This is a genomic window from Pseudomonas sp. NPDC089396 (assembly GCF_044749545.1).
Lineage (GTDB): Bacteria > Pseudomonadota > Gammaproteobacteria > Pseudomonadales > Pseudomonadaceae > Aquipseudomonas.
The window spans coordinates 128,036-144,409 of the sequence record NZ_JBIVIC010000009.1 but is presented as its reverse complement, the minus strand read 5'-3'; the positions used below and the strand labels follow the sequence as shown (position 1 = coordinate 144,409).

The window sequence follows — 16,374 nt, the reverse complement described above, 5'->3', positions numbered from 1 at the left end:
GGTTTTTGCCCTGGCTGCCAGTTGCCTTTGGCAGCGTGCCAAAACGCCAAAGGCCCCATTGCGGGGCCTTTGGTGGACAAGTGCGAGGGTTACTTGAGGCTGGCGAGGAAGCAGGTCACCGCCTGCCGTTCGGCGGCATCGTGCAAGCCGGCATATGGCATGTAGGTGCCTGGCACGGCGGCTTGTGGTTGTTCGATGAAGGCGCTGATGCCCTGCGCGGTCCAGGCAGCCTGGCGCGACTTCATGGCTTGGGAATAGTTGGCGCCGGGCACGGTCCCCGGGGCACGGCCCAGTACAGCGTGCAGGTTGGGGCCCATCATCGTCGGGCCGTTCTTCTGGGCCGAGTGGCACGCCGCGCAATCACGGGCGAACACCTGTTCGCCTTGCTGGGCTTGCGGGACTGCGCATTCTTCGGCCAGTGCCAGGGGGCTGGCCAGGGTGGCGAACAGCGCGAGCATTGCGAATTTGTTGGGGGTGAAGGTCGACATCAGTACGGTTCCAGGGTTGTTTCTTGTTGGTCTATGACTTGATTGTGCGCCAGCCTGGCGCACCGGGTTTTGCTCTGCCTGCCAGGCTGTTTGCCAGGGTTGCCAGGTGGGGACCTGTGGGAGCCGGCTTGCCGGCGATGAGGCCAGGGCAGGCAAACGCAGGCTGATGTAACTCAAAGCTTGCCTTGAGCAGACTGTTCGGGCCTTATCGCCGGCAAGCCGGCTCCCACAAGGGGCGATCGATCAGTTGGCGTGGCGCTTGCGGTACTCGCCTGGGGTCATGCCGAAGCGGGCCTTGAACGCGGTGCTGAAATAGCTCGAATCGGAGAAGCCCCAGGCATAGCCGAGCGACGAGACTTTCTGGTCCATGGCCGGGTTGCGCAGGCTTTCGGCGCAGAAGTCGAGGCGGCGGTTACGGATGTACTGGGCGATGACCAGTTCGTGCTTGGCGAAGATGCGGTACAGGCTGCGCATGGAAATGCCCACTTCCCGGGCGATGAATTCCGGGCTCAGGCTCTCGCAGGTGATGTTCTGGTCGATCAGTGCCAGGGCCTTGCGGAACATGCGCTCATGGCTGCCGGGTATGGCGTCGTGGCTGATGGCCGGACGCAGCAGGGCGATCAGCGCGTCGAGCACCGCCAGGCTTTCGTTGTTGGCCATGTACTGGGTACGCCCGGCTTCGATCATCATCTGTCGGGCCATGCTGGCCAGCGGCGTTTTCGCCTCGATGCGCTTGGCGCAGGCCACGCCGACGCCGCGGGTGCCGCTTTGCACCTGGGCGCGCGGCAGGATCAGCGACAGTTGCCGCGAGCGCTGATGGAAGTGCATGTCCAGCGGGGTGCTGGCGTCGATCAGGGTCAGGTCGCCGGCCTGCAGTTCGATGCACGCTTGCTGGTGCTCGATGCGCGAAGTGCCGGCCAGTTGCAGCACCGCGTAGTAGTTGTCGGCGCCACTGGCACGGATTTCCCGCTGGCCGCGGAACAGGTTGACCTGGGTCATGTCGACGATGCTCATGGAGATCTGGCCTACCTGGCATTTTTCCAGTTGGCCGACGAAGCCTGGGTCGAGCTTGCGGCCGTTGAAATGGCCGCAGGCTTCATTGACCTGGCTGAGCCAGGACTGGAAGTGGTCGTCGGTAACACGGCTTGCAGGGGTCATGGATGCCTCGCACGGTATGACGTGGAACGGATCGCTTGGGCGAACTCTTGGAATTTGGGTTATGCATTACTATTCACTTGAATATTCAAGCAAAAATCGGGCCTGAAGAAGCGCTTGATTATCCCTTAAATCAGTCAAGTTGTTGATAATCAAGCATTTAAAATAATTGGGTGGATGCGCACGGGTGCAAGCGATGCGCGCGAAACACCGCGTTTCTGCTTCCAGTTGTAGCAATTTGAAACGAAAGTGTTTCCGACGCGGGCAGCGTGTCGGCCTCATCGCCGGCAAGCCGGCTCCCACAGGGACTGCGCAGCCCTCAAGTATTGTGGAGATCCTGTAGGAGCCGGCTTGCCGGCGATGGGCTGCGCAGCAGCCCTAAGTGTGCGGCACCGGCTTGGCCACCGCCCCGCCCGCATACTGCGGCTTCAGATGCCCCTGTTCATCGAGCAGATAGGCATCCATCACCTCGCGCACCACCGGCCCCGCCACCCGGCCGCCGGCCTCGCCGTTCTCGATCATCACCGCCACCACCACGCTGGGGTGGTCCGCCGGGGCGAAGCCTACGAACAGGGCATTATCACGGTGCCGTTCGAGGGTCTTGTTGCGGTTGTAGCGCTCCCCCTGCTTGATCGCCACCACCTGCGCCGTGCCGCTCTTGCCGGCAATGCGGTACTGGGCGCCGGCAGCGGCGGCGCGGGCGATGCCGCGCGGGTCGTGCATGACCATCTGCATGCCCTGGCTGACCTGGTCCCAGGCATGTCGGTCGTGCAGCACGATATCAGGCATCGGGTTGGGGTCGATCGGGGTTTCGCCACCCACGGTCATGGCCAGGTGCGGGCGATGCCACACGCCCTTGCTGGCCAGCAGGCTGGTGGCCTGGGCCAGCTGCAGCGGCGTGACCTGCATGTAACCCTGGCCGATGCCGAGGATGAGCGTTTCGCCGGGGTACCAGGCCTGACGGCGGGTGGCGCGCTTCCATTGGGCCGAAGGCATCAGCCCCGGGGCTTCCTCGAACATGTCCAGCGAGACTTTCTGGCCCAGGCCGAACTCGGCCATGTAGTCGTGCAGGCGGTCGATGCCCAGCTTGTGCGCCAGGTCGTAGAAGTAGGTGTCGTTGGAACGCATGATGGCGGTGTACATGTCCACCCAGCCGTCGCCGCTGTGGTTCCAGTTGCGGTACTTGTGGTCGTAGTTGGGCAGCTCGTAGTAGCCCGGGTCGAACACCCGGCTGCCGGGGGTGATGACGCCGCTGTCGAGGCCGGCAATGGCCACTTCCGGCTTGACCGTCGAGCCCGGCGCATACAGGCCGCGCAGCACACGGTTGAACAGCGGCCGGTCGATCGAGTCACGCAGGGCGGCGTACTGCTTGAAGCTGATGCCTTTGACGAACAGGTTGGGGTCGAAGCTGGGGTTGCTGACCATCGCCAGCACGTCGCCATTGGCAGGGTCGAGCACCACCACCGCGCCACGGCGGTCGCCCAGGGCCTTTTCGGCGGCTACCTGCAGGTGCGCGTCGAGGCTCAGGATGATGTCCTTGCCAGGGGTCGGGTCCTGGTGTTTGAGCACGCGCATCACCCGGCCCTGGGCGTTGGTCTCGACTTCCTCGTACCCCACATGGCCGTGCAGCTGGCTTTCGTAGAAATGCTCGATACCGGTCTTGCCGATCGACTGGGTGCCCCGGTACTCGGTGCTGTCGAGGGTCTTGGTTTCCTTCTCGTTGATGCGCCCGACGTAACCGACCGAATGGGCGAAGTGCTCGGCCAAGGGGTACTCGCGGATGAACTGCGGCTCCACCTCCAGGCCCGGCAAACGGAACTGGTTCACCGCCACCAGGGCGATCTGCTCCTCGCTCAGGCCGACCATCAACGTCACCGGTTCGAAAGGTTTGCGGCCGCGGCGCAGGTCCTTGTCGAACTGCTTGCGCTCGTCCTCTCCAAGGCCCATTACTTCAGCCAGGGTATCGAGCACCTTGGCCGAATCGCCGGCGCGCTCGCGGGTCATGGTCAGGTCGAAGCTGGGTTTGTTGTCGGCCAGCACCACGCCGTTGCGGTCGTAGATCAGCCCGCGCTCGGGGGCGATGGGCAGCACGTGTACGCGGTTGTTTTCCGACACCGCGCTCTGCTGGTCGTGCTGCAGCACTTGCAGCACATAGAGCCGGCCGACCAGCACGGCGACCAGGCTGAAGACCAGGGCAGCGCAGGCCAGCAGCCGGCGGTTGACCAGGTGCTTTTCCTGTTCGTGGTCCTTGAGGGGGATCGGCTGGGGCATGGGCGATGGTGTGTTGGCTGAACGCGAAACCTGTGGAAGCCGGCTTGCCGGCGATTACGCCAGGGCAGCCAACATGGATGTAGACGAGTGCTACGCACTCGACTCGCCGGCAAGCCAGCTCCCACAAGCATGCGGGGCGGCGATGCTACGCGTACCGGCGTCGGCCCTCAAGGCAAGGGCCGGCGCCGGGGCAGGGCGGCGGGTGCTTCACCCCGCTATCAAGGCACTCTCGGCGTATATGAAGATTTGTTCATGCGCCTTCAGGTTCATTTGCCCGCAGCCATCAGGTTGTCCTGGGTCTGCTTCTCAACCGTGCGCTGGATCTCCCGTGCCAGGGTCTTCACATCGTGCTGTTCGATTTCCTTGGGCATCACCTCGAAGCCGATCGAGTTGTACAGCCGGCCCCAGGCTGCCTGGGCATCGGAGTAGGCAGCTTCACGCTGATAGCGCGAAAGCAGCAGGCGACCCTCGGCACGGATCAGTTCCAGTTCGCTGCCCAGCGCGGCGCTGCGCGATGACTGCGCATAGTTGAGCAGGCTCTGGTCCACACGCAGGCTTTCGTCGGCGAACTCCACTTCCTGGCGGGCCAGCTGGTAACGCAGCAGGCCGACCCGGACCTGGGTGAGAATCGCCATGGACAGCGCGGTGCGGCGCATGTCGTCGGTTTTTTCCTGGCTCTGCTCCGCTGCGTTGATATCGGGGTACTGCAGCAGGCGCAGCAGGTTCATCGAGACATTGATGCCGGTCTGGTTCCAGTCGCTGTTGTACAGGTACTTGTTGGAGTCGTACTCGTAGCCATAGTTGAAACTCACGTTCGGCCACAACTGGGCCTTGGCGATCTTCAGGTCGTTCATGCTCACGCGCTTGCGGTACCACTCTTCCATGATTTCCGGGCGGCGCTCCAGCGACAGACGCTCCAGCTGCTCGACGTTGCTGGTCAGCAGCGGCAGCGGTTGTTCGTTGGTATCGGCCAACACCATGCGGGTATTGGGCGGCAGCGACATCAGCGCGGCCAGCTCGGCACGGGCGAACTCCAGGTCCTGGCGGCGCACGGTGAGCATGTACACCGAGTCGAGCAGGGCGCGTTGGTAGGCGAGGATGTCCTGGCGCGGCAACAGGCCTCTGCCCTCGGCTTCGCGGGCCGAGGTCAGGGCGCGGTGGGTGCGCATCAAGAGGCCGTCCACTTCCGGCAGCAGGCGCTGGGCACCCAGCGCTCGCCAGTAGGCGTTGCGCACGTCCTGCAGGACATTCTGTGCGACTTTTTCCCGGCGCTCCTCGGCCATCAGCATCTGGTCGTTCTTCTGCTGCGTGCGGAAGTAGGCGACGCCGAAGTCCAGCAAGCTCCAGGACAGCCCGAGGCTGTATAGGGTGCGGTAGCGCTCCTCGGAGGTCGAGGGACGCAAGCTGACCTGGCGGTCCTCGATACCGATCGAGGTGCCCCCGGAGTCGTTGTTGCGCCCGGCGTAGCCGGCCGAGGCGACCAGGCGCGGCAGCATCTCGTGGCTGGACACGTCACGCAGGTCCGAGGCCAGCGCGCTTTCCAGAAGCTTCAGGCGGTAGTCGAGGTTGTATTTCAGGGCCCGCGCCGATGCTTCGTAGAAGGTGATAGGGCCGTTGACCGGCTCCTGCTCCTTGTACATGCGCGCCTGGTCGTCGATCACCCGCTGTCGCATTTCGTCTTCTGTGTAGGGCTTGGGATCGAAGGACGAGCAGGCGCTGAGCAGAATGCTGACGACAGTGAAGGTGCTCAGGCTTTTCAATGGCAGTGCTGGCATAGGCGATCCTTGGTCCATCCGTGAATAGTCATCAGCTTCATGGCGCATTGCTGCCGCGACGTTCGGCGGCTTCACGCAACTGCGCACGGAAGCCATGCGCGGGCTGAGGTTTGTTTTCCGCCACCGGCACCATGTCGGTGGGGAACGGTGCCCACAGTGAAGGGTCCGGCAGCAGGCCATCAGCGCTCAGGCTGATGACGCCGTGGCGGCCGTCGACCCAGTTCTTGTCCTCGGCGCTGCTGCGCCGGCTTTCGCCTACCGCGCGCGCCACGTACTGGCCATTGACCTGGCCAAGCTGGCTTCCGAGCGACAGGCTTTCGATCTCGGGAGTGGCAAACAGGCGCACATCGCTACCGTCCGCGCTCCAGGCGGACAGGGTCAGGTTATCGTTGATCCGCTCCACCACCGGGGCGACGAAGATCGCCGGGGACACATCCGGCAAGGGCAGTGTCAGCGTGCCTGCGCGGCTATCACGGTCGAAGTACGGCCCTGGCGGAATGTATGGGGTGGAAATATCCAGCGTGATGGTCAGCAGGGCCTGGTCGGTGGCCCCGGCGAGGTCGCTGATGGTGTAGGTGAAGAAGTCCTTGAGCACTTGGCCGAGGCCCGCTGCTGCCAGTACCTCGGCGTTGCTCAGGTCGATGGTGTAGGTGTAACTGCCATCGGCATTGAGCACCAGGGTGCCGTACCGGCCGGCGATGGGCTGGCCGATCACCCCCGGCGTGCCGGTGCCGTTTTCCTGGCCGGTGCGGATGCCGGTCACGGTCAGCCCGTCGCCGCCGTCCACATCGCTGTCGTTGGGCAGCACATTGCCGCTGGTGTGCGGCGCGGGCACCTGGTCACTGGCGAAGTTGGCATCGTCGCGGGCCACCGGGTTGTCGTTGGCGCCCTGGATGGTCACGGTCAGGCGCGCATCCGAGGTGATGCCGGCGGTGTCGCGCATGCGGTAGGTGAACACCTCCCGCAGCGACTCGCCGGCGGTGCGCATGGCTTGCACGGTGGGGTTGGTGTTGTCCACGACATACTGGTAGCTGCCGTCAGCATTGATCAGCAGGGTGCCGTAGAGGCCCTGGAGCACTTCGCCCGCACTGGCGGTGCGGCCGTTTTCGCCGGTGTACTGCACCACGGTCTTGGTTTCGCCGTATTGCACGCCGTCGATATCGGTGTCGTTGTCCAGCACATTGCCGCGCGGGTCGACGCCCGCAGTGCCGTTGTTCACGCCACCGGCTTCCACGGCGTCGGCGATATCGTCATGGGCTTGTGGGTAGTCGTTGCGGCCGTCGATGGTGATGCTCAGCAAGCCATTGGCAGTGCCACCCCAGATGTCGCTCAGCAGGTAGGTGAAGTTGTCGACCAGGGTCTGGCCGCTGACGCGCAAAGCCTGGACGGCTTGCAGGCTGTTGTCGAGCACGTAGTTCCAGGTGCCGTCGGCGTTCAGCGTGAGGTCGCCGTACTGGCCGCGCAAGGTCTGCCCGACCAGGCTGGCATTGCCGGGCAGGGCACCGTCGCCACTCCAGAACGCCAGCACTTCCAGGGTTTCCGGGAACAGGATGTTGATCGTGTCCGGGTCGCTGTCGTTGTCCATCACGTTGCCGCTGGGGTTGCTGCCCGGGATGCTGTTGTCGACGCCGCCAGCCTCGATGGCCTGGCCTTGGTCGGGGCCGGCGATCGGCGGCTGGTTCTCGCCGCGAATGAAGATGGTCAGGGTCGCGGTATCGCTCAGCCCGCCGCCGTCAGTCACCTGGTAGGTGTAGTTCTGGATGACGAAGCCCAGCGGGCCCAGGGCAATGATGTCGGGGTCGTTTGAGTTGACCACGAAGCGGTAGCTGCCGTCGGCGTTGAGGGTCAGGGTGCCGTAGTTGGTGGTGACGGTGGCACTGCCGGTGAGCGGGTCGAGGGTCGGGTTGCTGCTTTCCGCGCCCACGCCCACGGCGGTAACCACCTGGGTGTCGTTGGCATCCACGTCGGTGTCGTTGTTCAGCACATTGCCGGTAGGGTTGCGTCCGCCGCTGCCATCGTCGTTCAAGGCTGAGGCAAAGGCGAAATCGTCGCGCGCCACCGGCGTGTCATAGCGACCTTCGATGGTGATGTTGATCTGCGCCTGGGAGCTGGCACCGTCGGTGTCGTGCAAGCGGTAAGTGAAGGTTTCGCGCAGTTGCTCGCCGGCCTTGAGCGCCTGCACGGCCGCCAGGCTGTCGTTGACGGTGTACACGTAGTTGCCGTTGGCATCGATGCTCAGGGTGCCGTAGGTGCCGGCCACCAAAGTGGCCCCGGCAGTGACCTGGACGAAGGTGCCGCCCGCGGCCAGGGTGCCCAGGTAGATACCATCGACCGTCTTGCTGTCGCCAGCATCCACATCGCTGTCGTTGCCCAGCGCGTTGCCGGTGCCCGTCTGGCCCGCCGTGCCGTTGTTGACGCCGCCGGCCTCGATGGCGATGGCGGCGTCATCGGCAGCGATGGGCGTGTCGTTGCGGCCATGGATGACCACGGTGAAGGTGGCAGTGACGACCTTGCCGTTGCCATCGCTGACGCTGTACTGGAACACCTCGGTCAGTTGGTCGGCATTGGTGCGCAGGGCCTGCACCGCGCTGTTGCTGTTGTCCACCACGTAGCGGTAGTTGCCTTGGGCATCCAGCACCAGGCTGCCATAGTTGCCCGCCAGCGATTGACCAGGGGTGGCACTGGTGCCGGTGGGGCTGACCACCGCGCTGATGGTCAAGGTGTCGCCGTCAGGGTCGTTGTACGCCGCGCGGATGCTGCCGCTGGGGTTCAGGCCGGGGGTGGCGTTGTTCAGCCCGCCGGCTTCGATGGCGTCGATGGTGACCGGGTTGACCACGGGTGGGTCATTGACTCCGGTTACGGTGATGACCAGCTGCGCCTGGTCGGTCAGCCCACCGCTGTCGTGGATCTGGTAGGTGAAGATCACATCCAGGCTTTGTCCGGCCGCCAGCGCGCGAATGGCCGGGTCGGCGCTGTTGACCACGAAGGTGTAGGTGCCGTCGTCGTTGAGGGTCAGTTGGCCGAAATTACCGCTGATCAGGCTGTTGTTGGCCAGGCGGGCCACGGTACCGACGATGCTCGCGGGTGCGCCGTTGGCCACCGAAGTGAGTGTGCCGCCGGCGCTTTCCAGGCCGCTGCGCACGCCGTCTACCTTGAGCTGGGTGGCGGTCGGCTGGTCGAGGCGGTCGACGTCGGTGTCGGCCCCGACGCCACCGTTGCCGGTGATCACGTTGCCGCTGGCATTGACCGGCGCCGGGCTGCCATCACTGGCACCGGCGCTGGCCGAGCCATGGTCGTCCACGGCCACCGGTGCATCGTTGGCGCCCTGGATCGTGATCACCAGCACGGTCACCGAGCTCAAGCCACCGGCGTCGACCATCTGGTAGGTGAACTGCTCGACCAGCGAATCGCCGGGCGACAGCGCCTGCACGGCGGCATTGCTGTTGTCGATCACATAGCGGTAGCTGCCGTCGGCGTTGATGGCCAAGGTGCCGAAGTTGGCCAGAATGCTGGTCGACTGGCCGCTGACAACCGGAATGATCCGGCCGCCGCCCAGGCCGTCGAAGCGCACGGCGTTGACCTGTTTGGTTTCGCCCAGCGCCACGGAGTCCACATCGGTATCGTTTGACAGTACGTTGCCGGTGGCATCTTGCCCCAGGGTGCCATTGTTGGTGCCGCCGGCCTCGATGGCGGTGGCGACGTCGCCACTGGCGATCGGCGTATCGTTGGTGCCATGGATGTCGATCTGCAGCACCGCGTTGCTGGTCAGGCCGCCGCTGTCGACGAGGGTGTAGCCGAAGGTATCGACGAGGAAGTTGCCAGCGGTGCGCAGCGCCTCCACCGCCGGGTTGCTGTTGTCGACGATGTACTGGAAGCCCCCGTTGGGCCTGATCACCAAGGTGCCATACAGCCCTTGGATCACGGTGACGAGGCTGCCATCCACCGGCACGCCGACCGGGTTGGTGACGCTGGCAATGTGGGTGACGGTGAGCACATCGTTGTTGGTCTGGATATCGACGTCGGTGTCGTTGTCCAGCACGTTGCCGGTGGGGTTTACCCCGGGATCGGCGTTGCGCAGGCCTCCGGCTTCCACCGCGATCGCCAGGTCGGCGTTGGCCACCGGCGCGTCGTTGACCGGGTCGATGATGATGTTCATCACGTCGGTGTCGGTCAGTGCATCGGCCGGGTTCTGGCCGGGGATGCCGTCGCCGTTGAGCGGCGCATCGCCGAAGTTGCCTTGGTCATTGGTGACCATGGTCAGGGTTTCGGCGTTGCGGAAGGTGTTGAAGTCCTGGTCGCCTTTGTAATAGAGCTGGCTCAGCAACACATTCAATTGGGCCAGGGTGCCCGTGAGCACCAACGTGCGGCCGGCGCCCGCGGGTGGCGTGGCATTGGCCGCAGGCGGGGTGGCGGTTTGCCAGAGGACGCCATGCAGCACGCTCAGGGTAATGGTCATGATGCCGTCGGCATTGCCGGCGTTCACGTCCACGTCACTGATGGCCAGGCCACCGATGTGCAGCACCGTGTCTTCCTGGCCGTGCTGGTCGGAGACGGTGTTCACTGGCGCCTCGTTGACATGCACGTAGCCGGCGTCGGCGGTGCCGGTAGCGCCTTCGCCCAGGGTCAGGTTGATACTGCCCAGGCCCGTGACCGCCGCACCGGTGTCGGTGTCGATACGCACGCGGAAGTTGCCGCCAGGGGTGGCCTGATGGCTTTGGTCCACGGCGATCAGGTAGCTGCCTGAAGGCACCAGGGCAAACTGGTACAGGCCGCCGTTGGCGGTGGTGGTGCTGAAGACGCGGTCGTCAGCGGTGCCGAACACCCCGTCGTCGCCGGACCAGGTCAGGGTCACGCCGATGCCGTCCAGACCGGGGCCGTCAGGGGTGACGCTGTCCGTGGCGCTCTGGGTGTCGTCCCACAGCCTGCCCTGGATCACGCCCATGCCGGCGCCGTCGCTGAGGATGTAGTTGTTCAGGCCACTGGCGCCGTCCTGGCCGTTGCGCTCGCCCGTGGCGCCGCCGGCGGTGGCGGGCAGCGAGCCGCCCCAGCCGGTGCTCTCGAAGTCGCTGGGCAGGCTGGTCCAGGTCAGCACGGCGGCACTGGCAGCGTTGTCGGCAAAGGAGATGTTGGGCAGGGTGACGGTGTAGATCACCTGCACCGTGTCATTGGGCGCCAGCCGGGTGAAGTCCACGGTGATCCCGTTGCCATCGCTGAAGCTGATGCCACTGGGCAGGTTGAGCAGGTTCAGCGGCACGCCATTGAGCAGGATGCTTTGCACCTGATAGTTGCTGCCATTGGGGAATTGGTCGACCAGGTGGGTGTCGTAGGCGGCCACGCCGCCGTTCTGGGTGAAGCTGACCGACACCGTAGCGTCGGTGGTGCCGGCGACGGTGCCGGGCGCGACGTTGATGACCGACTTGTCCATGTTGGTGAAGCTGGGCTCCACCACGCGCTCGAATATCGTGTCGCTGCGGCCCCGGTCGACGCCGCCGTTCGGACCGACGTGTTCGAACACGGTCATGCCCAGCTGGCCAGACGTGTCCTGGTTGCCGATCACGTTGCTGACACGCACGTTGAACTCGAGGATCACCCCTTCGATATCGCTGTCATTGATCTCGGTGTTGGTCAGGTTGCCGAGGTTGAAGGTGATGGTCTGGCTGCCATCGGCGTTGGTGATGATCTGCAGGCGGCCGTTGTTGATGTCGAAGATCCCGGTGGGGACCGTGCCCCCCAGGTCGGTGTGGATCGGCAAGGCCACGTCGCTGTTCTGGTTGCCGAGCATGTACAAGGCGTTAGGGTCATTGCTGACCAGATTGCCGGCGTCGGTGACCAGGCCGCCGAGGTTGCTCGACACCATCGCGATCAGGATGTTGTTGAGGTCGGCGGGGATGAACTCAAGGCCCGCGGCCAGCTCGATGCGGATCTGGTAGTCGGTGTTCTCCCCGGTCGGCACCAGTACCGCCACCCGGTAGCGGATGATTTCGCCCACCACCACGGTTTCCAGCAGGCCACTGGTATCGGTTGCGCCGCTGGTGTTGTTGGCGGGCGGGGTATCGTTCACGCCGCCGACGCGCGACACCTGGATGCCGTTGGTGACCGGGATCAGCAAGGCACTGATCACGCGGTAGTCGTTGAGCACGCCAGTATTTAGCAGGCCATCGTCGCCGCTGCGTTCGCCATTGACGGTATCGGTGGTGTTGTTGGTGCCGTCCAGGCTGCTCCAGCGCACCTGGACATTGTTGGGAATCGCCGCTTCGCCCGCGGCGGTGGCATTGACCACGCCGGTGAGGGTAATGACGATGCTGCCACCGTTGGCGATGTCGATGTTGGCACCGTTTTCGGTCACCAACTGGCCGCCGACGATGACGAAATCGACGCCGCCGTTGTTGGTGGCGCCCCCGATGTACTGGATGGTGCCGCTGATCACCAGGTTGTCGATCTCGGTCGGCAGCACGTCGAGCAGGCTGATGTCGAACGCATCGGTACCGGAGTTGTTCGCCACCGTGATGGTGAAGGTCACCGTATCACCCTGGTCGAAGCCGCCGAACGACGGTGTCGAGGTGATCTGCTGGGTCACCGTGAGGGTCGGCTCGACGATGGTCACGCCGGGCTGCTGGGCGCTGTTGACACTGCGGTCCACCGCCACCGTGCCGTTGGGGGTATCGCCGTCGGGGTCGCTGTAAACCAGCTGCGCGCCATTGTTCAGCGTGGTGCCCTGCTGGTTGCCGGTCACGTTGCTGGCCACCAGCACCAGGCGGATGACGAAGCTGTTGTTGCCGGTGACGTTGTCGGCGTTGGCGCCGGCATTGCTGAACACCAGCATCAGGTCGGCGCCGTCGCTGCCGTCGAGGGTCAGCGGGTTGACGTTGAGCACGCCATTGAAGTTCGCCCCCAGGGCGGCGCTGCCGCTGGTCAAGGTGATGATTTCATAGCCCAGGTTGCCATTGAACCGTGGGTCCAGGCGCAGGCCCGGAGGGATCAGGTCGTTGATGCGCAGGCTGCCAGTGGCGCCTTCGGGCAGGGTGACGACGATGTCGTAGGTGATGCTTTCGCCAATCACCAGGTTGCTGCCGGTGGTGTGGCCGGCGCTGGAATCATCGTCGGAGAGGTTGCCGTCCTTGTAGGTCTTGCTGATGGTCGGCGCGGCGACTTGCTGGTTGGCTACCTCCACAAGGTCGGTGGGGGTGAAGTCCTGGCCATTGTCGACGCTGGCGTATTTGGTCAGTGCCGCCGTGCTCTGCAGGGTGCTGGAAGCGAGGATGGCATTGTCGACCGTGACGTCGTAGGTGATCACCACCACGTTGGCGCCGGACAGGTCGTTGGCGGTGCCGCTGCGGCCGGCCAGCAAGGCGGCCTGGCCGTTCAGGTCGTTGAAGGTGATGGTGTTGCCGCTGACGCTGTAGTCGGTGCCGGCCACCAGCAGGGTGCCGTCGCCGCGGTAGATCTGCAGGTTGGCCGTCGCCAGGCTGCCGCCGATGAACGACAGGCCGGCGGGCAGGGTGATGCTGGTGCTGACATCGAAGGCACCGCCGCCACCGCTGTTCTTCAGCGCGGTGGCCAGGCGCAGGGTATCGGCGCCATCGATGCCGCTGACGTTGCCGTCCACCGCGGCCAGGCTGGTCACATTGCCGGCGAACGGTACACCGATGCTGCCGGGGGCGGTCCAGCTGCCGGTGGTGCCGGTGACCGTGCCATTGCTGCTGGACACCACGCCATGCTTGATATCCAGCACCGGCTCTGCGATCGATTCGATCACTGCCACGTCGGAGGAGGTCAGCACGGTCTTGTCGACCGTGGTGGTCTGGCTCGATTGCGCCAGTACATCGAGCGCTCGCTGGTCGGCGAAGGGCTGGTCGCCAACCCTCATGGTGAAGCGCACCTGCACGGTGCCGCCGTTGAGGCCGCCGGAGACGAAGTCGCCGAAGTCGAAGATGATCGAGTTGCCGGGGCCTGTGGTGACGCTGTCAGGTACATCGAGGATGTTGTTGCCGCTGCCGAAGGTCCATTGGCCAACACCGTTGCCGATGCTCCAGGTGATGCCCGTGGCGTCGAGCAGGGGCAGTGGCAGGTAGGCGGTAAGCTTGAAGTTCTCGTAGTCGGCCACCAGCAGGTCGTAGCTGATGGTGAAGGTCACCACATCACCGGGGCGCAGTTCGCCGTTGCTCGGCGGGTTGCCGCCGTTGACCTGGGTCAGCTCGATATCGACCGTGGAGGTATCGATGGTGCTGGTGGTGCTGGAACCATCGGTCTGGATGCCGCCGATGTTGAGCGTATCGCGCAGCACCGTGGCATCCACCGTGGCATTGTTGCCGATGCTGTCGCCTTCGTTGAGCTGGTCGTGGGGCGGGTGATCGGAGGTGTAGGTGGCGTCGATCAGCGCGTCATAGACGATGCTCAGGCGCGTGGCGCCTTCCTGCAGGTTATCGTCGGCGTACAAGTCGCCGAACAGTGCCGCAACCCCCGGGCCGGCAACGGCCCGGCGGATCGACTCGGCAATGTCGAACACCAGCGTGGTGCTGCCGTCGGCATTCACCGTCTGAGTAAATATCAGGGCGATGGCCTGGGAACCGCCATGCTGCTGGATGATCAGCGTGGGCGGGTTGCTCGGGTCGAAGGTCTGGCCGTCGCTGAGCAGGTCGGTCAGGGTGAACTGGCCCTGCTCGAGGATGTTCTCGCCGAAGGCGAAGAAGTCGGAAATGGCCACGTCCATGGTGTAGCGCAGGGTGTCGCCGGGCGTGAGGCCGGGGGTGCCGACGTCGTTCTGCAGGTTGACCTGCTTGAGCAGGGTGATGGACTTGGCGACGAAGGTTATGCCTTGGCCATTGCCGGTTTCGCTGAACGGGTAACCATTAGGGTCGACAGGGCGGTCGCGTGGGTCCAGCGGATTCCAGTTGCCGGTGACACTGGCTGTGCCGAAGTTGATGGTCACCGGGTTGCCGGTGGTCGGGTCGATCACCGGGCGGCCGTTGGCGTCGATCTCCGGTACATAGAAGTCGACCTGGGTTTCGCTGGCGCCGCTCAGGGTGTCGTAGTGGATGTCGTAGCTGGCCACGAAGGCATTGGGGTTGGCCAGGGCCAGGGCGATGGCGGCAGGGTCGGTGAGCACCGTGCCGTCGTGCAGGGTGATCGAGCTCAGGGTGCCGCCGGGGCCCGGAGTGATGGCGCTGACATGCACCTGGTCGGGCACGGTCTGGGTCACGGTGACGTTGTTCAGGGTCTGGCCGGGTGCCGGGGTCACGGTGACGGTCTGGGTGCGCGTGAAGTTCGGACCGGTAACGGTTTCGCCTTCAGGCATGTTGACCGTTTGCGTGACCTGCAACAGGGTCGGCGTAATGACGAAACTGTGCAGCGCGCTTTCCACCAGGCTCGGGTCCTGGACCGGGTTGTTCACCGAGTCGTTGCCGTACTCGAAGCCGGCGCGGGTATTGATGGTGAGGTTGGGCGCGCCGTCGGAGTAGGTGGTGTCGGCCAGGTTGCTCAACTGCCCGGTAATCAGGATATCGATGCTCGGCTGGCCGTTGGTGACGCTGGCGTAGGGCAACTGCAGCACCACCATCTGGTCGCCGGGCTTCATGCCGACGCTGGCGGCGTTGATCACCAGGGGATTGCCACTGGCGTCCTTGGCCAGCGGGTGGGTGGCATTGCCGCTGGCATCGAAGGTGATGACGATACTGTTTACCGCTCGCCCCAGGTAGGTGGCAGAAACGAAGCTGGCGCCGTCATCACCGTCACGCCCGGTAGCCGGCATGAACACATCGATGAAGGGCGCGTAGCCTTCCTGGGTCGAGGGGTTGCTGAAACTCACGGTGAAGTTGAACTGCGTGCCCAGCTGAACCTCGGCGCCGCCGCTGCTCAGGCCGGCGGTGGGGCTGGCATCGGCCAGCAGGCCCTGGAAGCTGTCGAGGGTGGCGGCGGCCAGGGCGATGGTCTTGTCCACATCGCCACTGCGCACTTCAAGGCGCCAGTCGCCGCCGGCCAGCTGGCTGCCGGTGGCATTGTTCGAGGCGCCGACGTCGGCGCCGGTCCAGCGCGCCAGTTCGTTGACCAGTGCCTGGCCGGCGCTGCCGGCGCCCACGTCGCAGCCATACAGCTGGATATCGGCACCGGCATTGAGTTCGCCGCGCCAGGCGCTCAGGCGATCGCCCAGTTGTTCGACGCTCTGTTGGGTGAACACCTGGTTGCCCAGGGTGAACTGGCCAGAGGCGCCGTGGGAGAACACCTGGATAGAGTCGACCTTGCCCATCTGTGCCAGGGCATTGCTGATGGCGGCGATGGCATCCTGGCCGGGGTCAACCACCACCGCAGTGCTCCCGGCTGGCAGGTTGGCGGCCAACTGGTCACGGTTTTCCAGGCGAGCATCGATGACCACCAGGTTGCGTGGCGCAGGGGCCTGCGCGGTGGTCTGTGCTTCGCTGGCGGTGGGGGCGGGGTGGCTGCTGTCCTTGGCGTCTGCAGTGCCGGGGTCGCTGTGGTGCTGCTGGTCGACCGCGGCCGCGGCGGCCCCGTCGAACAGGATACGCTGCTCAAGGGCTACCGTTTGCGACCGGGGGCGCAAGGCAGTGGCGAAGCCGGCTCTGCTTTTGATGTCCATGTCCTTACCTGCTCATAAGTTTACGACTGCAAATTCGGGAGCTTAAGCAATCCTAGTCGGGTTTTTTGAAGCTGGTTAAACAGCCGCCGAGAGG

General features: G+C 64.7%; 5 protein-coding genes. All 5 read right to left on the bottom strand.

Annotated elements, in window-relative coordinates:
- Positions 1 to 89: 89 nt before the first annotated feature.
- Positions 90 to 488 carry a c-type cytochrome gene (locus ACIPZB_RS18395; RefSeq protein WP_400641975.1) on the bottom strand — a complete coding sequence of 133 codons (399 nt, stop codon included), beginning with the start codon at positions 486 to 488 and terminating at the stop codon, positions 90 to 92.
- Between the two features lie 243 nt (positions 489 to 731).
- Positions 732 to 1,646, bottom strand: coding sequence for a transcriptional regulator FeaR (feaR, locus tag ACIPZB_RS18390; RefSeq protein ID WP_400641974.1), 915 nt, complete (start codon positions 1,644 to 1,646; stop codon positions 732 to 734).
- Positions 1,647 to 2,021: 375 nt separating this feature from the next.
- Positions 2,022 to 3,914 (bottom strand): penicillin-binding protein 2, encoded by a 1,893-nt coding sequence (gene mrdA / locus ACIPZB_RS18385; RefSeq protein WP_400641973.1) that lies wholly within the window; start codon positions 3,912 to 3,914, stop codon positions 2,022 to 2,024.
- Positions 3,915 to 4,180: 266 nt separating this feature from the next.
- Positions 4,181 to 5,689, bottom strand: a complete 1,509-nt coding sequence (locus tag ACIPZB_RS18380) for a TolC family protein (protein WP_400641972.1) — start codon at positions 5,687 to 5,689, stop codon at positions 4,181 to 4,183.
- A 37-nt stretch (positions 5,690 to 5,726) separates the two neighbouring features.
- Positions 5,727 to 16,280, bottom strand: a complete 10,554-nt coding sequence (locus ACIPZB_RS18375; RefSeq protein ID WP_400641971.1) for a VCBS domain-containing protein — start codon at positions 16,278 to 16,280, stop codon at positions 5,727 to 5,729.
- Positions 16,281 to 16,374: the final 94 nt, after the last annotated feature.

Excerpts from the sequence above, each read along its gene's own strand:
- ACIPZB_RS18395 (WP_400641975.1), bottom strand. The coding sequence starts at position 488 with ATGTCGACCTTCACCCCCAACAAATTCGCAATGCTCGCGCTGTTCGCC.
- mrdA (WP_400641973.1), bottom strand. The coding sequence starts at position 3,914 with ATGCCCCAGCCGATCCCCCTCAAGGACCACGAACAGGAAAAGCACCTG.
- ACIPZB_RS18375 (WP_400641971.1), bottom strand. The coding sequence starts at position 16,280 with ATGGACATCAAAAGCAGAGCCGGCTTCGCCACTGCCTTGCGCCCCCGG.
- ACIPZB_RS18380 (WP_400641972.1), bottom strand. The coding sequence starts at position 5,689 with ATGCCAGCACTGCCATTGAAAAGCCTGAGCACCTTCACTGTCGTCAGC.
- feaR (WP_400641974.1), bottom strand. The coding sequence starts at position 1,646 with ATGACCCCTGCAAGCCGTGTTACCGACGACCACTTCCAGTCCTGGCTC.